Here is a 19318-nt window from a genome sequence, read left to right on the forward strand (position 1 = left end):
TTGGTAGACTTGTAGTTTTGATATGAAATCTTTAAAAATGAAAATTGCTGCATTTAATCAGATAGAAAGAGATAGATTGATGTCCGGTAAAGTAATTGAAGATTTTAGACCTGGTGATGTTATCAGTGTAGAATATAAACAAAATGCAAAGCAAAAGGATAATTTCTTTGTAGGAACTTGTATTGGAGTGACCAAGAAAGGTATAATGTCAAAGGTTACAGTATTGAAAATGTCTTCGCACGGAGTTCAAATAGTTCGATCTTTTATTACTTCTCATCCTAGTGTTATTTCTATAAAATTAAATAGAAAAGCAAAAAAGCACAATAGAGCTAAGCTATACTACCTTAAATCAAAAGCGGATAAAGTTTAGTATTGCTTGATTACCAGCATTTACTGCTGCTCTATTATACACTGTAATCAACTAAATTTGTTATTATCGTAATGAAAAAGTATTTTCCACATATTCTTTACCTTTCGGGGTTATTTTCCATTATAGGAACAATGGTAACATTGAAATATGCTGCGATAACAAATGCAATGTCAATATTTGAATCAATATGGATTAAGACAACGATTGCAATGATACTTTTAACTCCATTTCAATTAAAAAATTTCAAGCACATTAAGAAAACTGATATAAAATTTATAATTATTACATCATTATGTGGTATTTATGATGCGTATGCTGCAAATTTATCTTGGTCGCATTTACCAATTAACAATGCAACACTTTTGATGTATTTGCATCCTTTTATTATGACATTTTTAGCATATTTGATGTTAAAAGAGAAAATAGCAATAAGCAATATCGTAGCAATGATGATATGTTTTTTTGGAGTGTGTATATCAATAGATTTTACGCGCGATTTAGATCATTTATTTTGGTATTTAATACTCTTTAGCAATTTATTTGTTGCAAGTATAGGCTTTATATATCTGAAAAAATTAACATCCTCTTACCCAAGTTCGTTCATAGTCTACCTTAGAATGTTTGCTATATCTGTAACATCAATTTTTGTCATAAAGGGTAAAATTCCAAATATCAATGAAGGCAATATATGGCTTGTTTTGATATTGGTTTGTGGATATATGTACGAAAGAATTGCCATTGCAAAAGCATATTCGTTAATTGAGATTGGAAAATTACAGCCCCTTAGATTTGCAAACATCATTTTTGCATCACTGCTTGGATATTTAGTTCTAGGCGAGGTAATTACAAATAGACAAATATTGTCAATATTGATAATATTATTTGCACTATTAGTAGCCAATATATCAAAATTTAAAAAAAAGATTTAACCCCTTTTCTTTGTTGCAATATCTTTTACCTCTCCGCTTCCAAGAACTAAAAATATAGCAGCAAATGGATTTACTGTAGCAAGGCTGCCCGCAAGTATTAGATTACCTCTATTGCCTGAAATTTTTAATGAATTTGAATTTATATCAGAAATTTTGGATTTTAATGAATAATTAATAACGCCGTATCCGCCATCTTTACTGCCAAGCGTTAGTATCTTATTTAGCATTGGTATATTTTCTGCAGTGATAATTTTATTTATTCTATAGGCCGTGTCTATAGCCCCTTGCAAGTCAATAAATTCCTTTGATAAATCATAGTAACCGCGAGACGAAATTCGTGAAACGCTTGATTTTGCATAGAAATTGTCTATATTTAAAATGGCATCATTTTCTGACCAAAAGAATTTGCCTTGTGTAATTGAGTTTATATATCCCAAAGTCTTTTTATTTATTGAATAATTTGGGGTTATAATTTTAAATATTGAAGATGAAAAAGATTGATCCATTGGCATTTGAAGATTAATTTTTCCAGTTTTTATTTCAAATGTTGAGATATTTGGGTTTAGTAAAATTTTACCAGTTATATCATTAATATAAATTAAATCCTTCTTTTCAGTAAAGGCGTTAATAATGTTTGACATACTGTCGGCTATTAAAGTTACATTATTTCCATTTTGACTTGTGAATATATCGTCGCATGATTTTTCACCACATGCTAAAATACGTGTCTTAATTTCAGAAATATTATAACTTGACGATGTTTGTATTGCTATATTTGCATTTTTTAAAAGTACATTATTGAGCGCAATAGAATCTTTTATTATCAAGTTAAAATCAATATCTGATATTTTTTCGCTAGATTCAACAAATGTTAAATCTGGATAATGTTTTATAAAATCTGTTAAATTTAGATTAAATCCATTAAAAAATACTTTAATATCCCTCATGTTGTTTTTTGCATTTATAACAAGATTTAATAACTCCCCACTGTCAATTTTTACAAATAATTTACTAAACAATGTATCGCCTTGGATATCAAAATTTACAATATCGCTTGGAAAATTAAGTGTTCCTAGCATTGCAATATTGCCGTTATTTACAGAGAAATTTAAGTCAAAATTTTTGATACGCTCTTTATTTTTAAATAAATTTATCTTTAAATCTGGCAGATTTCGTGCTGATATTGAAAATTTATCGCCTCCTTTCTTTTTTAAAATTCTAAGATCAATTTTTTCCGCATCACCTCTAAAATATTGGATATTTTCGCTGTTTATTTTGATATTTCCGCTAAATTGTGATTGTTTGTAAAAATCAATTGGCGATTTAACGATAAGTGGCATTGAAAACGCTATATTTGAGAACAAAAATTGAGTTTTATCATTATTAACATTTTTACCAAATATGCTTTTTATTACATCTGGTATAAAGTTATAGAAAGATTCGTCAACTTGGTGTAATTTTGTCGCTGTATCGAGTATTTTTCCATTAATTTTATCAGATTTTATGTTGATTTTCATTTCATCGGTATAGCCTACCTCAACTGCTGTATTTTTTGCAATCATACCAAGAGCTTCTAGATTATCTGCCTGAATCTTGGTTGAATTTTTATCAATTTCAATCTTTATATAATCAGATTTCGCTGTATCCAATATATTTTGTAGCAAAAAATCAACATTTTGTACATCAATATTTGCAATCCATTTGTCATTTTTTGGAAAATCTATTTTCATATTTCCATTTTTTATGCCAGACTTGTTAAAAATTAAAAAATCTTTAATATTTTTGCCTATATCATCTGGCCATAAATACTTAAATATCTCTGAAGAGAAATTTACGAAATTCATTCCTATGTTCCCAAAAATGGTGAAATTTTCATCAATAGTGATATTTGTATTTTTTACAGTTTCTGCAACAAAATCATCAATTTTTAGATAAAAATAATGCAAATTTAGTAAATTATCAATAAAAGATCCATTTAGGCTGAATTTATCAATATTTTTTGAAATTGCGTCATTATGTATTTTAGATTTATTAATATTTATTGAAAATTTATCAATATTGATGTCTTTTTCTAAGTTAAATTGAGCAAATATTGAAAGATTTTCTACCATTGGTGCATTGTTTTTTAAACTAAATAAATGCCTTATCTCTTGATACATACTGTGTAAATTTTTCACTTCAAGGCGTGTATCGCATTTTTGCAATCTATAGTCATACCCAATTATGCATCGAGATTTATTTGATATTTGGCCGACTTCATTAAATTTGATTGTATAATTAATTTCAAATCCTCTATGAAAATTTTGCCAAAATGGCTGTATAGTAAAATTTTCTAGTGTAGTTTTCTTTATTTTACTGCAACCGGTTATAAATATCTCAATTTTACTCACCTGAATGCCTTTTTGAATTAATTTACGGAGAAAAATTGTACTATTTTGAATAATATTATATGTATATTTTTTAACATCAACATTTGATTTATTTTGATTTGATGGCACTTTATCTATGTTGAAATTTAATTTACTTAACGGAATTTCAATTTTTGCATATTCAAGTTTGCTAAAATGCACAGGATTTTGTAATTTAAAAATAGAATATGGGGATATGTAAAACTCTATATTTGGTGCTGAAATCTTTAAATCTTCATTCAACAAAACTGAAAGATTTGCAAGTTTAACATATATTCTGTCATTAAAAGTATTAATGTCTTTAATGTTAAAATTAACTTTGTTGCTAAAAAATTTATCTTTAATATTGTTTATAATCTTTATTTTTGAATTTAAATCTAGGCTTGAAAAATATAAAAATAACGAGGATATTATTAAATATGAAAGTGTGATTAATGGTAGTAGTAATTTTGAAAAAAAAATGATACTTTTATAAAAAATCATATTGCAAATAATCTTTTTAGTATTATAATTCCTTGAATTGTTTTTTTACGAGTGTCTGCCAAGATATCAAAAATATCTAATTTTCTAGTACCCGTATCCTTCGCATTGTCGGTTACCGCAATGAGTTTGGTTATCATAGAATCGCAACATTTTACAGACAGTTCCACACAAAATAACAAAATCTTACATATTTCTAAAACAGAAAATACAAAAAGCAAGACTATTGATGAAAAATTTGATGATGAAAAAAACAAATATGAATATATAGACAAAAATATTGAAGAAAAAACTGAAAAAAATAAAGATATAGAAAAAAATGATATTTCCAGCAACTCTGACCTGGAGCCCAAAAAATCTGAAGAAATAAATGATTTAATTAAAGATTTGGAGTCTGTTTATGCAAAAAAGACGCCAAAATCTGTCAATTTAGATCAAGATTTGTCAAATTCGCCACCAAATGCCAATGATGATAAAAAAATCTACTCTATAAAATTTAATAGCTTTGTTGATAAAGATGATGCTGTACTTGAGCTAAATAGGTTAAGATTGCAGCATAAAGATCTTGTCTCAAAAATGGAAACATCCGTAAAACCCTATAAATCTGGAGATAAAAAATATTTTGGCATTTTTGGAAAGGTGAAAAATGGGGATAAAAAAACATCTCAGGATTTATGCGATAAATTTGAGTCCAGAGGTATTGAATGCGTTTTAATGTAGCTCGCCAACAATTATGAATCAAGAAAATAGGTTACAAAATGGCATTGAGCTAATAAAGGCTATTTTCAATCTATCCCTTGCCTGCATCGAGAATAATGTAATGGTTTTTCCAGATGAAATTAATGAATTATTAAAAAATAGAAATAGCGAATTTTTGGCTAAAAACGAAACATCAATATTTAATCACAACTTGTGTATCGGCAACTTTGAAGACTTTAGCGTGAAAAATACAAAAATTACACATGATGAATTATATCAAAAATATCTTACGTATCAGCTTAGTTCATCTATAACCTTTAAAGAAATTCTAGCAATCTGTTTTCATGTAAATATAGAGGATTTTGAATTCAAGGTTTTTAAGAATAATATTGTTAAAATATATCCATCGAAATTATGTAAAGATGAATTTATAATTGACAATTATTTAAAGATTAGTAATGAAATTACCAGTGAAAATAAAAAATATAACTTACTAAAAAAAGAAGCCAAAAAGAATAAAGAAAGAAAAGTCCTTGAATCGTGCCGTGGAACCGAAATTAAAAAAATCGTGATAAAAAAAGAGAGGTTTACTGTATGATATAAATACATCATACAGTATAAACTAAATATCTTTCTCTCTAAATTTCTTATTCACCCTTTATTCTTCATCATCAGAAGAGTTTTTACCACCATTTGCCTTAATTATCTCTTGTGCAACATTTTCTGGAACTGGTTCATATTTATCAAATACCATCGAGTATTGCGCGCGACCTTGAGACATTGAGCGAAGATTGTTAATATATCCAAACATGTTTGAAAGTGGAACATAAGCTTCTATCACTTTTGCATTACCACGATTATCTACATTTGCAATCTGCCCACGACGAGAGTTGACATCACCTATAACGTCACCCATGTAATCTTCAGGAGTTATTATTTCAACCTTCATTATTGGCTCTAAGATTTTTGGTGATAATTTGCTTGCAAGCTTACGAAACGCATTACGAGCTGCAATTTCAAAGGCAAGAGCACTTGAGTCAACATCATGGTATTTACCATCTGTTAGCGCAACTGAGAAATCAATTGCTGGGTAACCTGCGTGTATACCTGCTTCTTTTGCAGAAATTAAGCCTTTTTCAACACCTGGAATGTATTCTTTTGGAACGGCACCACCTACAATCTTGCTTTCAAAAACATAACCTGCACCTCGTTCAAGTGGAGTAAATTCAAGTGTAATCCCAGCGAACTGCCCAGAACCACCTGACTGCTTTTTGTGCAAGTATTCGATAGTTACAGGTTTTGCAAGAGTTTCGCGGTAGGCAACTTGTGGCTTACCAACATTTACCTCAACTTTGAACTCTCTCTTCATTCTGTCAACTATGATTTCAAGGTGTAATTCACCCATTCCTTTAAGCAGAGTTTGACCAGTTTCTGCATCACTTTGTATTTCAAGAGATGGATCTTCTGAGCCAAGTTTATTTAGCGCAATACCCATTTTTTCTTGGTCTGCTTGAGTTTTTGGTTCAACTGCAATTTGAATAACCGGTTTTGGGAATTCCATTTTTTCAAGAATTACTTGCTTTTGTGGATCGCAAAGTGTATTACCAGTTTTAGTGTCTTTAAGACCAACAAGTGCTACAATGTCACCTGCTGATGCAAATTTAATGTCTTCTCTTTGGTTTGCGTGCATTAAAAGCATACGACCAATTCTTTCAGATTTACCATTGCTTGAGTTTTTAACAGAAGAACCTGCTTCCAGCTTACCAGAATAAATACGAACGAAGGTAATTGATCCTACAAATGGGTCGGTTGCAATTTTAAATGCAATACCTGCAAATGGCTCAGAGTCAATTTTTTTACGAGTAATTTTCACTTCACTGTCATCAACATCTGTTCCAACTATTTCAGGGAAATCAATAGGAGATGGAAGAAGGTTTACAACCGCATCAAGAAGTGGTTGCACCCCTTTGTTTTTAAATGCAGATCCGCAAAGCATTGGAATAAATGATGTTGAAACAACGCCTTTTCTAAGGCATGCTATAATTTGCGCTTCAGTGATTTCTTCGCCGCCAAGGTATTTTTCCATTAAAGCTTCGTCTTGTTCAACCGCCGCTTCTATCATTGCAGTTCTGTATTCTTGTGCTTTTTCTTTGTATTCAGCTGGAATTTCATCGTAGTAATATTCCGCGCCAAGATTTTCACCTTTCCAGTAAATTGCTTTCATTTTGATGAGGTCTATCAAGCCTTTGAATTCTTCGCCAAGCCCGATTGGAAGTTGAATTGGAACAGGACGCGCCCCAAGTCTATCTTTCATCATTTGAACGCAACGGTAAAAATCGGCACCAGTTCTATCCATTTTATTTGCAAAGCAAATTCTTGGAACATTATATTTATCAGCTTGTCTCCAAACTGTTTCCGTTTGTGGCTCAACACCTGCAACGCCGTCTAAAACTGCGACAGCACCGTCTAAAACACGAAGTGAACGCTCAACTTCGATTGTAAAGTCAACGTGCCCTGGGGTATCGATTATATTAATTCTGCAGTCTTGCCAAAAACAAGTAGTTGCCGCTGATGTAATTGTAATTCCACGTTCTTTTTCTTGCTCCATCCAGTCCATAGTTGCGGCACCTTCGTGAACCTCCCCTATTTTATGAGATTTACCAGTATAAAACAAAATTCTTTCGGTTGTAGTTGTTTTTCCGGCATCAATGTGCGCCATAATTCCGATATTTCTATATTTATCAATAGGGTATGTTTTCATATATAAGTTTAAGAAAATTTTTTAATTCTAGAACCAATCGTTGATGTAAAAAAATAAAATGCAAGTTTTTTTATTTACTTTTTGATGAATAGTTTTATAAGGTGAATTTTTTATCATGGGATTGTATGGGAAAAATGCAAAAATAGCAATTTTTTGCCTTCAAGAAATACAATTTTTTATATAAATGACAATTCTAATGTGAAAAAATGAAAAAAAATTTATCCAAAAAATAGCGATAAATACTATTATTTTTAATGCTGTAAAAAAAATATTAGAAAAAAAATAAAAAAAAGCTTGACTTTTCCAAATTTACCCATATTATCCCAAATGTGAACAAATTGTTGAAACAATATATCAAGGTAAGAGAGAGAATCTTGATATGTTTGTTTTGGCTAGTTATTTTTTAGTACCATTTTAAAGGAGGCCTTTTTAAAGAGGGGTACAACTATGAGCAGACTTCGGTTTGCTGATAGCTTTAAAGTGAGGTGTTTTTTTAGGCTTTTGGCTTTTTGTTTATTGACTTGTTATGTCTCTTTTTATATCAACATACAAGAATAAAATCGACAAAAAGCTGAGGGTCTCGGTTCCATCGCAATTTCGCTCTGTTATCTCAAAAAGTTCATTTGCAGGAATCATTGTTTATAGGTCAATTACCAATAAATGCCTTGAAGGCTGCAGCCTTGAAAGACTTGAAAAAATTACCGAAATGATAGATAGCCTCGATCCATTTTCAAGCGAAAGAGACGCATTTTCAACAGCAATTTTGGGCGGAAGTATACAGCTTTCATTCGACACAGAGGGCAGGGTGAATATTCCAGACGACATAATCGCCGAACTCGGACTCACCGAAACAGCAGTTTTCGTTGGCAAAGGTCATACTTTTGAAATTTGGTCAAATGAGGAATTTGAAAAACACATCTCAGAATCTCGCAAAATTGCATTCGAAAATCGTGATAAGATAAAAGTTATTAAATAAATTTACTATATATAATTATAATTATTATATTTGAACAAAGACATATTATTTTGCATGGTGATTGTATATTTTGTTGTAATTGTAGAATTCTTATCTTTGATTTCAATCTAAAATATTTAATAATAAATTTTTTTCTTGATTATTAAAAATAATGTTTTTACACTGGTGGTTGATTGCGGATGTGGTGAAATGGTAGACACACCAGTTTTAGGTACTGGCGGCGCGAGCTGTGGGGGTTCAAGTCCCTCCATCCGTACCATTATTATTTGATAAAAAAATGAAAATTAAACTTGTTAAAAATACAGATTGTCTGCGTATATATGAGATAAATTGTGATAATAGTATCGTTGGTACAGAATATGCATCGGTTTTGGAAGATGCTTCAAAAAGAGTTAATATTGAAGGCTTTAGAAAGGGTGCCGTTCCACTTGACGTTATTGAAACTAGAATGGGGGAAAAAATAATTGAAATTGTTTCAGATAATCTAGAGCGAAAAATAGTACAAAAAATTATTGAAGATGAAGGCGGCATTTCAAAAATTGCTCATATTGGAAAATCAAAACCACTGGCAAAGTACACAAAAGATTCAATAAAAATGTCTATTGAGATTGAAATAAATCCAGAAGTTCCTGCGATTAAATATGAGAAAATTAAGCTTGATTTGCCAAAGCTTGAACTTTCTGATGCAGATCTTGATAAGGAGGTAGAAAAGGTATTGAGTAATTTTGCAACTCCTAAGCGTATAGATGATCCAAATATAGCGATACAAAATAGACATATTGCGGTAATAAATTTTGTTGGTAGGATAGACGATAAAATAGTTGAATCAGCTTGTGCAAATAATTTTTCTATTGAAATTGGATCTAGAAATTTAATACCAGGATTTGAAGATCAAATGGTTGGAATGAAAAGTGGCGAATCAAAAACTATTAAAGTAACCTTTCCAAAAGATTATCATGCAAAAGATATGGCTGGTAAAGATGCGGAATTTGATATAAATGTTTTGTCAATTAATGAAAAAATATTGCCAGATTTAAATGAGGAATTTCTTGGACAATTTGGCCTTAAGAGTGTTGAAGAGTTTAGATCTAGAATATCACAAGATATAGATAAAATGTATGAAAATCAGATAAAAAGGTATGCAAAAGTGAAGGTTGAGGAGCATTTACGCGATAAATATTCTGACTTTCCAATACCAAAAGTTTTTCTTGAATCTGAAATATCTCGTTTAAAGCCAATTCTTGAAAAAAATAATCAAGAATTGCCAGAAAAAACTAGAAAAAGTGCTAAAGATATAGAAAAAGAATGTGAAAAAAAAGCAATTGAAAATATCTGCATGAGCTTTATTTACAGATCTATTATAACTTCGGAAAAAATTGAAATTTCCAAAGAGGATGTAGAGGCTGCAATAATGAATGACGCAATGATGTATGGTAAGGATTATGAAAAAATTATAAAAATGTATAGCGAAAATCCAAATATGAGAAATTTTGTTGAGTCAAGATTGCAAGAGGATAGGGCGTTTGACTATATGTTTGGTAAAATTTCCATTACGCGCAAGCCACTTAATCTAGAAAAAATGAAAATTGAAATTGATAAATTGTTTTCTTCGTTAAAAAAAGAATAGAAATATATTAATTTTAATATTTTTTTTTTATTGAATATTAAAAATAAGATTGTAATATTACGTGTAATCTTGTTGATTAATGTTAAAGGTCAAAAAAATAGCAATTGTAGGCTTGGGATATAGTGGTGCCTTATGTTTTGCAAATATAGCACGAAAATTTCAATTTACAAGTAATGTTCAAATTGATATTTTTGATAAATCGTATAGCATGGGCAGAGGTCTTGCGTATAAAAAACAAGATTTTACCAGACTTTTAAATGTGCCGGCCTTTAGAATGTCCGCTTTTCCCGATAATCAATATCATTTTTTAAATTGGTTGCAAAATAATGGATATAGCTATGAAGAATGCGATTTTGTTCCTCGTGGCATATATGGTAACTATATTGAAAGTATAGTTATGGAATCTGTGAAATTATGTAAAATTAAAAATATTGGAGTGCATTTTATTCCGTGTGAGGTTTTTGATATATCAAAAAATGATGAAAAATTTACTATTTTAGGAAAAAAATACGATCATGTAATATATTGCCCAGGAAATTTTGCCAAGAAAATTAATGGCATGATAAGCTGTTTTAATGAGGAATCCATTGCAAATATTGCAAATGACAATGTTATAATTTTTGGATCTGGACTTAGCATGATAGATACATGTATAACTCTTGCAAATAATCCAAAAGTAAAGAAGATTTTCGCAATATCAAGACATGGAAGGCTGCCGGAAATCCACAAACCGCAATATTTTAAGACAAAAATACCACCAGTTATAACTGAAAAAGATGTTAAAAATGCAAGATTAAGTAAAATTATGAGAAAATTTCGACAAAAATGTCAAGATTTAGAAGATTGGAGAATTGGATTTGACTCAATTCGTCCTATAATGCAGGATTTGTGGCTTAGCTTAAATATAAAAGATAGGGGGCGTTTTTTTGCTAAATTGTATTCGATTTTTTCAGTTTATAGACATCGCATGCCAAATCCTCAGGCAAATATTGTAAATAATTTAATCAAAAATGGCGTATTGCAAATTGTAAAGGGCGATTATCGTGAATTTATTAATGCTGAAATTCCAAAAATTAATTGCCTTGGGCTTGAAATGAATGTTGATAAAATCGACGATAAATTGTTACACAACCTTGTCAGCAAGAAGATTGTTAAAAAAAGCAAGACCAATATAGGAATAATGCAGTCTGAAATTGACAATTTTCACATTATGTCGCCACTTTTAATTGGAGAAATGGGTGAAATAATAGCTGTTCCAGAGCTTAGACAAATGGCAAACGAAATATCGGATATAATAGCTGCATCTGACAGTATTGATATGAATATCAACAAAAAGGCTCAATAAATATAATTATTCAAAAACTCTAACATCGTAATATCCTAGGTTTAGAGCCATATTTGCAACTTGGTATGCCGTTTTTTTATCACTTTGATTTGATTTAACAATAAAGCTATTATTTTTCTCTTCAATGTTGAAGACAATTGAGCTTTTTTGCATTAATTCATTGGCGACTTTTTCCGCAGCTGTCTTATCTTTAAATGTGCCAAGATGGACAAATTTCTTGCCAAGATTTTGACTTTTTGTATTTGTAATATTTTGATTACCTAGGTTGACATTTTGATCATTTTCAGATTTTGTAAAAACAATAGTTTCATCTGCATTTTTACCGACCAAAAGTTGATCTTGCGCAATTTCAGTAGGCTTGACATTGTTATACATTTGCCTTGCCAAAATGTTTTGCCTTGGCTGGTCAAGTTCTGGGTATGAAGTATTGTTTGTAAAAGATGTATCGTTTGAAGTTACTGCTATGGCATCGATATTTCCGATAGATGCAAGCAACATTCTATTGCCTTCCGGGATTTTCTTTAATCCAACAAAAGGAATATTTTTACTTGAGCTGCAAGATGCAATAAATAAAGTTAGTAAAATAATAAAATATCTCATAAATAACTATTTAGAAAGAAATAAGCTGAAAAAAAGACAACAACAAACCAAAGCAACAGTTATAAAACTGAAATATATATTAAAATAAATTGCAAGAAAATAAGATAAAAATAATATAAATAATGATAATATAAAGCTTTTTATAAGCATATCAATTGGATTATTTGATATTTTTCGTGCAATAATTGGAATAAACCCAAGTATAAAACTTGAGCCAAGAATGCCAAAAATCTTTGTAAATAAAATTATTCCAGATGATGATAGGTTAAATATTGTTAAGGAATGAAAAATTGGAATGTTTCGCCTATATAAAGCGAGATTAATTATAATTAGATTAAAATTTTTAGCAATAAATATAAGTGATAGTGTTGTGATTATAGTTAATATTATTGAGTTGCTAATTGGGAATAATAAAATATCACCAATTAATAAATGTTGTATTGCGTAAGAATTTCCAAAATAAAATTCGATGCAAAATCCAATAATCATTACAAGATTTCCAAAGATGTAAATGTTATCTAGTTTATCAATTTTCGATAAATATTGCCTAATTGTAGAAAATATAAAGCCTGTAATTATTGATAAAAGATTGTAATTAATTGAGAAAATTGATGATAAAGATAGATTTAAAGTTGATGAGTGCGAAATTGCATGTATCATGTTGACATTGTTAGACCAGACTAAAAAGCTTCCAATAATTGCAATAAAAAATGATGCAGCAAAAATGGCAAATATAACTTCGTAATCGATCATTATATAAATAATACAAAGCCAGTCGATATAAATAAAGCAAGTATTGTAATTAAAATAATGTGAAATTCCTCCAATTTTTCTGTTTTATCTAAATTTTGATTTTTAGTTGAAAAAGCAACTGGTAGTTTTAAATAATAATAAGAGCCTAAAATACTTGACAGCACAATTGCAAAAACAGTTATATACCAATAATTTTGGTAGATTATGACTTCTTTTATGATTTGCAATTTTGCAAAAAAACCAAGCATTGGTGGAATGCCGATTAAAGATAAAATTGATACTAAGAAGCATAAATATAAAAATTTATTGCCACTAATTATGGATGTTATTGTAAATGAATTTTGATTTTTATCAGAAAGTAATATAAGACTTATCGATAGTAGTAAATTTGCTACTATATATGAAATTGTAAAGTAAGTTACTATATAAATGGAAATTTTTGAACACAGTAAGTATGTTAAAATTATTCCTAAATTTACAGCACCACTATGTGCAATAATTCTTTTCACACAAACCTGTCTAATTGCTCTAAATGAAGTAAAAATAATGCCAAAAATACTAAAAAAGAGCAAGATTGTTGATAATTTAAGAGAGATTTTTGTATAAGAGAATATCCAATATAAGCCGAAAATTCCAGCAATTTTGGGCAAAGTATTTATAACATTTAAGGCTGAAAATCGCAAACTTGAGTAAATATCGCAAAATACAATATGAAACGGAGTAATGCCAATTTTTATAAATATTGACATCAAAAGCATTAAAAATCCAATTTCCGAGATTTTTGTATCGGCCATTTTTGGTAACATAATATCGCCAGTTTGCAAATAAAACATTGCTATTGATATTAGCATTATTATTGACCCAAGAGAGCTTGATATAATGTATTTTAAAGCAGTGCAGCTCGTAATTTTTTCGCCAAACATGCCAGCTATAAGTATCACAGATGTTATTGAAATAAATTCAAAGATAAGATATAGCATCATTAAATTCACGGTTCCAGAAGCAATTTTAATTGTTCCAAGGGTTAAAAAGCTAATTAATGTATATATTTCATATGGTATGTTACGTTGTATTTTTTTGCCTTCAATGTATACAAAAATCATCGAGATAATTCCAACTGCATATATCATGGCCGATATATTGCTTGTTGCTATATGAAAACTTGCTATTTTTGTATAAAATGTAGTTGGATTATAAAAATTAACAAAAATACCTATTAAAAGTATTAGAGAAGATGTCACAAAAGACAAATTTTCAACTCTATTTTTTGATATAAATGGATAAACAGCAAGAGTTAAAGCCGAAATAAATAAAAGAATTATGTCAAAAGATATAATCATTTTGCAAAAAAACTTGAAGTTGTATTTACGAAACTAATAAATAAAAAGCAAGGTATTTTTTAAAATATTAGTTTTATGGTGAGGGTTTATTTTTTTAATTCAAATAAAATCAGCTTTGTGAATTAATTGTTCAGATCAAAAAAGTTAAGCTGTAAAAAAAACTTGACAATTAAAAATAATTTTGTAGACACTTGTTTTAAGTTCCTCGGTAGCTCAGCGGTAGAGCAGTTGGCTGTTAACCAATTGGTCGTTGGTTCGATCCCAACCCGGGGAGCCAGTCATTACAGCCAGCATTTTCAAGCATCATATCAAACGGACAACGCAAGGAATAGCCTAGGGTTTTGCCCTTTAATTCGAGTTTCGAAAATACAAAATTTATAATTTCTCTCTTTTCACAATTTTTCGAAACTAGGAAAATATCATGCAGTCTTGAAGCCAGCTGAAACGCCGTAATTACTGCATTTTTAAAGTTTTTGTCTGCTGATTTATACATCGCTCTCTCCTTCTCTAGGTTTGATATGTTTTGCTCTATTTCTGCTTTTTTATTTGCAAAGATGGGCTGCGTTATACTCCCGTTTAAAAGTGCGTCAAGAAGTCTGTTTTGTTTTTGCTCTTCGGATTTAATTCTGCTTTCAATATCATTTAGCTTGATTTGATAATGCTCTTGTTCAAAGTCGTGCGTCTTTTTTAGGTTTTCGGTGACAATTTCAAGCATTTCATTTGGGAATTTTATTTTCGCAAATACATTTGAAACTTCTGCTAAAATATCTTTTTCACGAACATAAACTTTCTTTTTAATGTCCTCGGGGTTTCTAACTATTAAATAGTTGTTAATATAGCCTCTATCGTCAAGTTTTTCGTCTGTCGTTGCAGTTCTGCCACTTGAAGCACAAGTGATTAGACTTCTAAAGACAAAGTCTTTACCTTCTTTTGCAGTTTGTATGGCTTTATCTCTGTTATTTTCTTTACATCTTCCAGAATTTACCCTTTGACATTCGTCAAAAAGTTCTTTGGTTATAAGTTTATCGTATTTATGTGGATATAATTTATCTCCGTGCGACTTTACAAGCATTTCACCGTAATAAAAAGGGTCTTTAAGCATATTCGATATAACATTCTTGGATAATGTTTGCGTGCTTCCTGCATAAAATGTATTTGTTAAATTATATTCCTTTGCGAATTTCTCAAGGTCTCCTAGTGAATAGCTACCGAGTGAGTACATTTCAAACATCTTTTTGATTAGTGGTGCACGCACAGGGTCAAGAATTGTATTTTCTACTCCTGTAATGTTATCTTTTATTTTTAAATAACCAACTGGCAATCTTCTTATATTTTCTCCTTTTTCTAGTTTACTTTGTAAAACTGTTTTTACCCTCTTGCCTAGTTTTTTAATTTCATGCTTGGATAAAACTTGGTCAAGATGATATTTTATGTCATCAGAGTCTTGGTCGTATATTTCGTTATTTCTAGTAAAATGAACTACGATTTTACCTTCGTCTTTCAAATCATTAATAATTGCAAAAGCCGAATAATCTCTATGTAGCCTATCCGAGGCTTGGGTTATAATATGTATTTTCTCTTTTTGTTTTTCAATAAAGGTCATCATTTCGTAAAATTTTGGTCTATTTGATGTCTTTGAACTTTCAACAACCTCAAATTCTCTAATTATCTCAAAATCGTGCTTTTTACAATATTCTCTATTGTTTTTTAATTGAGCTTCAATTGAGTGTCCTTCATTAGCTTGCTCTTGGCTTGAAACTCTCGCCCATATAATTGCTTTTTTCATATAAATAACAAATAATTAACACATTTTAAAATCATCCTTAAGTCTTATCGGTTTGAAAGCCTCTATGGCGTTAAGAATTCTTGTAATTTCATGCTGAATGTCATCTGCATTTGTGTATTCACATCCTTGCACATCGTTTATACGCTTGATTTCACCCTTGATTCTTGAAAGCTGACTTGAGCTTAACTGAAACCGATTTTTTAGGTAATCATAACCTTTTTCTTTTGTAATTCTCATAACTGATTCTAATGACATAACTTTATTAAAACTGGCTTTTGGAAACGCAGTTCTAATACGATTTATAATAAAAGAAGTATCAGTATTGTCAAGGCGTAAAGTCCTTAAATTATCGTGTATTTTATCAGTAAATCCTTGTAAAATAGCCTTTGCAACGCCAGGTATAAATGCGTCTTGAATCGTATCAATTTGAATATCTAAAGTCTTGAGTTTTTTGCGTTTTAATGAAACTTCATAACGAAGTATTTTAAGCCCGCTTTCCGCAACTTTTTTAATCAAATTAGCTTGGCATTGATTGTCTTTTACAACTGTTCTACTTTCACTGTAATTGAGTGCCGTTTGAATTTCTGCAATCTTATCGTAAATAACAACATGGTACTTTTTTGTGAAAAATCTTATTGAATTGCCTTCAGTTTTGTAGTCTCTGTTTGTTTTGCCAATCCTAGAATCATATCCAATCTTGCTTATAAGCGTGATAATATCCCGTGGCTCTGTGTTAATGATTATGTTTTTGCTAAAATCTATCCTTGATAAATAAGCTTGTTTTAATACCTCAATATCCACCGCAACGCCCATATACGCAAGCTTTTCTTGAAGTTTTAACATCACGGCGTCAAAGTTGCTATATTTTAATTCCTCAATGTTGTTTTCAAAAAAGATTTTAGACAGCGAACATTCAATAATCATACAGCAAAAACTCTCATCATCGCCTTTAATCATTGGGTATGGAGTTCTTTTAAGCGTTATTCGTGGGAAATATCCTTTCTTTTTATCACTGCTCGTTGGGTTGTTTTTAGTGCTCTTCTCAGAGTTTCCATAAATTTGAAAATTGCACAGCTGTGCAACCAATTTTTCACCGCCAAATCTTACAAAATCTGTAATTACAACCTTATAGACTGGAATTATTATCACTATTGTATCTATCATAACCTTCACAACTTTTATTAATCACACTTTTTAGTTTTGAGAAAATTGCCTCTTCAATAGCAATGCTTGTTTCCTTGTTTATCGGGTGAAATAAGCTAAAACCGTTCTTTTTTGGGTATAGTAATCGATAGCCTTCTGCATTCAATTTCTTGTAGATTGCTATTCCAAAGAGGTAAATATTGCCTTCAATTACGATATTTGCAAAGCCTATAAGTCCATTTTGAGGTTTTACAATCTCAATATTTATTTCCGTTACATAATCATTCATTTGACTCTTCATAAAAAATTTCATTACTTTTTTGTTTTTGAGTTTCTTGTTCGTTTTGAATGCGTCTTTCGATTTTATCGAGTAATTGAAATAAGCCCATTATGTGTCCAGACGCAAGACTAGCCTTCTCTTGCGAGATGCAGTCTCTATCCAAGCTCACAATGTACTCAGTTAATTTACACATTTTACACGAACAATTAATTCGTATAAAATATCATACACATTTTCTCTAATTGGAGCAGCCAAGCTAGTAAATTCATTTACTCAGCTAGCAGAGGAACATGAAAATAATCAGTATTTATGCGGGGTTTTGAGTTTTGTGAGTGCGTTATTTTTTTGCTTCTTTATCTATTGCAAGGCACCATTTGTAGATTTGTGATGTTTTATCGTCGGAAAAATACTTCTTTGCTTCTTGTGAAACTAAAATCGTTCCATCAAGTGAGTATTCAATAGCAAATTGCCTTATTTTATCGTCGTTTTTTGCGTATGCGTTATTTAGTAGTTCTGAAATTTTATTCGCTCTTGCGTTAACCGTTATGCCTTTTACTTTTTCTTTATTAAAATAAAGTGGTTTTATAACTTCTAGCTTGACTATATTTGTTTTTTGATTTCTATTTTTGCCACCTTTGCCTTGAGTATTGCTGATAATTTCACGCCTTACCTTTTCTTTGAGTTGATTTTCTTGCTCAATACGCTTTTGCTCATTTTTTACTCTTTGTTCTTTTAAATCTTCCTTACGATAAACCTCATATAGCTCATAGTACTTTTTAAAACACTCAATTTGTGTTCTTATTTTTTGAAATTTAAACTCTTTTAAAAAAAACGAAACGCCTACTTCGTTATTAAATGTATCTTTAATCTTTTGTTGTTTTGATTTATCATTAAAAATAGAATACAGTTTCAGCAAATCATCATCGCTCATATTATTAATGCAATTCCAAAGGATAGTTTCAAAAACCTTGGCATTGATATGACTTTTTGTGTTGATTGTGTATTCGTCTTTTGTATTTTCATAATGAACTCCATATCTTGAGTTTGGACTATTCTCAAAACAGGCAAAGAAATTCAAAATAAGCTCAATGTTATTATTACTAATGTCTAAATTTTTTATACTAAAACTAAACTGCGGAGCGGTTTTAAGGTCATCAATTGGTGCACTTTGGTGTTTTGAATAGACTAATCTTGAGTATTCTGTAAGCCTTAAATAAAGCTCATTAAAAACAATTTTTAAAGTTTTAACATTCATTAGATTAATCAAAATTACATCTTTTTTAAGTAAATTCTTAAACAAAAACTTCTTAAAATGCAAGTTTTGTGAGTAGAAATAAGACCTTAATTTCTATAGCAACACCATATTGAATGGTAGGAGTTGAGGCTTATCAATGCCTCATAAAGCCAGTATTTATAAGGGTTTTCAGTGATTTTAAAGTGTATATAAAAAGCGAAAGATAAATTGTCAACAAGACAAAATAGGCAAATCTCTACTCTCAAATTATGGTCACTTTTGGTGTCCAACTTTCTAAAATTCAAACACTGAAAACACTTATAAACACTAGTGTTTTGAGGTGTTTTTTATATTATACAAAAAGTGAAAATAAAATTGTCAAGCGTTCAAAATGGAGTTAATTTTATACTGTAGAGAGATAGAAAAACAAAAGACTAAAATAGACAAACTACATCACTACACTCCTCCTCTATATCCTCCTTATCTCTGCTCACAGGCGGCGGATTTTCTAGGTTTTTATTAGATTTTTTAGTTATACTGCATTAAAACTTGCACAGCTGTGCAAAATAAGCTCTGGCTACAAAGGC

The 19318-nt window shown here is 30.1% G+C and carries 17 protein-coding genes and 2 tRNA genes; 9 read left to right on the forward strand and 10 right to left on the reverse strand.

Going from position 1 to position 19318, the window contains the following annotated elements:
* Window positions 1-22 precede the first annotated feature (22 nt).
* Together deia_RS00760 and deia_RS00765 are read left to right on the forward strand one after the other, a co-directional pair.
* Window positions 23-370: a 50S ribosomal protein L19 gene (locus deia_RS00760; RefSeq protein WP_146820272.1), complete on the forward strand. Its 348-nt coding sequence runs from the start codon at window positions 23-25 to the stop codon at window positions 368-370.
* Between the two features lie 71 nt (window positions 371-441).
* Complete coding sequence (locus deia_RS00765; protein ID WP_146820273.1) at window positions 442-1299, forward strand: DMT family transporter; 858 nt, start codon at window positions 442-444, stop codon at window positions 1297-1299.
* Here the strand turns inward: deia_RS00765 and deia_RS00770 are convergent.
* A complete protein-coding gene (locus deia_RS00770) occupies window positions 1296-4190 on the reverse strand; it encodes a hypothetical protein (RefSeq protein ID WP_146820274.1) in 2895 nt (964 codons plus the stop codon). The two genes, deia_RS00765 and deia_RS00770, sit on opposite strands and share 4 nt — an antisense overlap.
* Before the next feature lie 120 nt (window positions 4191-4310).
* Between deia_RS00770 and deia_RS00775 the strand changes: the two genes are divergently transcribed.
* Both deia_RS00775 and deia_RS00780 read left to right on the forward strand, forming a co-directional pair.
* Window positions 4311-4907 (forward strand): hypothetical protein, encoded by a 597-nt coding sequence (locus deia_RS00775; protein WP_146820275.1) that lies wholly within the window; start codon window positions 4311-4313, stop codon window positions 4905-4907.
* Window positions 4908-4920: 13 nt separating this feature from the next.
* Window positions 4921-5484 (forward strand): hypothetical protein, encoded by a 564-nt coding sequence (locus deia_RS00780; protein WP_146820276.1) that lies wholly within the window; start codon window positions 4921-4923, stop codon window positions 5482-5484.
* Between the two features lie 60 nt (window positions 5485-5544).
* Here the strand turns inward: deia_RS00780 and fusA are convergent, their stop codons facing one another.
* Complete coding sequence (gene fusA, locus deia_RS00785; RefSeq protein WP_146820277.1) at window positions 5545-7647, reverse strand: elongation factor G; 2103 nt, start codon at window positions 7645-7647, stop codon at window positions 5545-5547.
* Window positions 7648-8173: 526 nt separating this feature from the next.
* Here fusA and deia_RS00790 point away from each other — a divergent pair.
* The 4 genes from deia_RS00790 to deia_RS00805 all read left to right on the forward strand — a co-directional run bounded on the left by deia_RS00790 (window position 8174) and on the right by deia_RS00805 (window position 11595).
* Window positions 8174-8623 (forward strand): division/cell wall cluster transcriptional repressor MraZ, encoded by a 450-nt coding sequence (locus deia_RS00790; protein WP_146820278.1) that lies wholly within the window; start codon window positions 8174-8176, stop codon window positions 8621-8623.
* 175 nt (window positions 8624-8798) lie between these two features.
* Window positions 8799-8882, forward strand: a tRNA-Leu gene (locus tag deia_RS00795).
* An 18-nt stretch (window positions 8883-8900) separates the two neighbouring features.
* Complete coding sequence (gene tig / locus deia_RS00800) at window positions 8901-10250, forward strand: trigger factor (protein ID WP_146820279.1); 1350 nt, start codon at window positions 8901-8903, stop codon at window positions 10248-10250.
* 79 nt (window positions 10251-10329) lie between these two features.
* Entirely contained in the window at window positions 10330-11595 is a 1266-nt protein-coding gene (locus deia_RS00805; protein ID WP_146820280.1) for an FAD/NAD(P)-binding protein, read from the forward strand.
* 6 nt (window positions 11596-11601) lie between these two features.
* Here the strand turns inward: deia_RS00805 and deia_RS00810 are convergent, their stop codons facing one another.
* The 3 genes from deia_RS00810 to deia_RS00820 are packed head-to-tail and all read right to left on the reverse strand — an operon-like array spanning window position 11602 to window position 14288.
* Window positions 11602-12195 carry a hypothetical protein gene (locus tag deia_RS00810; RefSeq protein ID WP_146820281.1) on the reverse strand — a complete coding sequence of 198 codons (594 nt, stop codon included), beginning with the start codon at window positions 12193-12195 and terminating at the stop codon, window positions 11602-11604.
* Window positions 12196-12201: 6 nt separating this feature from the next.
* The gene (locus deia_RS00815) at window positions 12202-12948 is read right to left on the reverse strand and encodes a metal ABC transporter permease (RefSeq protein ID WP_146820282.1); all 747 of its coding nucleotides are present in this window, start codon (window positions 12946-12948) and stop codon (window positions 12202-12204) included.
* On the reverse strand, window positions 12948-14288 hold the full coding sequence (locus deia_RS00820) for a proton-conducting transporter transmembrane domain-containing protein (RefSeq protein WP_146820283.1): 1341 nt from the start codon (window positions 14286-14288) through the stop codon (window positions 12948-12950). Before deia_RS00820 ends, deia_RS00815 begins: the two co-directional genes overlap by 1 nt.
* A gap of 202 nt (window positions 14289-14490) precedes the next feature.
* Here deia_RS00820 and deia_RS00825 point away from each other — a divergent pair.
* Window positions 14491-14565 (forward strand) — tRNA-Asn (locus tag deia_RS00825).
* Here deia_RS00825 and deia_RS05960 read toward each other — a convergent pair.
* From deia_RS05960 to deia_RS00855, 5 genes are all read right to left on the reverse strand, one after another.
* Window positions 14524-16074 (reverse strand): recombinase family protein, encoded by a 1551-nt coding sequence (locus tag deia_RS05960; RefSeq protein WP_410519471.1) that lies wholly within the window; start codon window positions 16072-16074, stop codon window positions 14524-14526. The genes deia_RS00825 and deia_RS05960 overlap by 42 nt on opposite strands.
* Window positions 16075-16089: 15 nt before the next feature.
* A complete protein-coding gene (locus deia_RS00840) occupies window positions 16090-17238 on the reverse strand; it encodes a hypothetical protein (protein WP_146820284.1) in 1149 nt (382 codons plus the stop codon).
* Complete coding sequence (locus deia_RS00845; protein WP_161982762.1) at window positions 17201-17518, reverse strand: septation protein SpoVG family protein; 318 nt, start codon at window positions 17516-17518, stop codon at window positions 17201-17203. The genes deia_RS00840 and deia_RS00845 overlap by 38 nt, the downstream gene beginning before the upstream one ends.
* Window positions 17499-17690, reverse strand: a complete 192-nt coding sequence (locus deia_RS00850; protein ID WP_146820286.1) for a hypothetical protein — start codon at window positions 17688-17690, stop codon at window positions 17499-17501. The genes deia_RS00845 and deia_RS00850 overlap by 20 nt, the downstream gene beginning before the upstream one ends.
* 144 nt (window positions 17691-17834) lie before the next feature.
* On the reverse strand, window positions 17835-18797 hold the full coding sequence (locus deia_RS00855; RefSeq protein WP_146820287.1) for a hypothetical protein: 963 nt from the start codon (window positions 18795-18797) through the stop codon (window positions 17835-17837).
* Between the last annotated feature and the right edge of the window lie 521 nt (window positions 18798-19318).

The organism is Candidatus Deianiraea vastatrix, from assembly GCF_007993655.1.
Taxonomy (GTDB): Bacteria; Pseudomonadota; Alphaproteobacteria; order Rickettsiales; family Deianiraeaceae; genus Deianiraea; species Deianiraea vastatrix.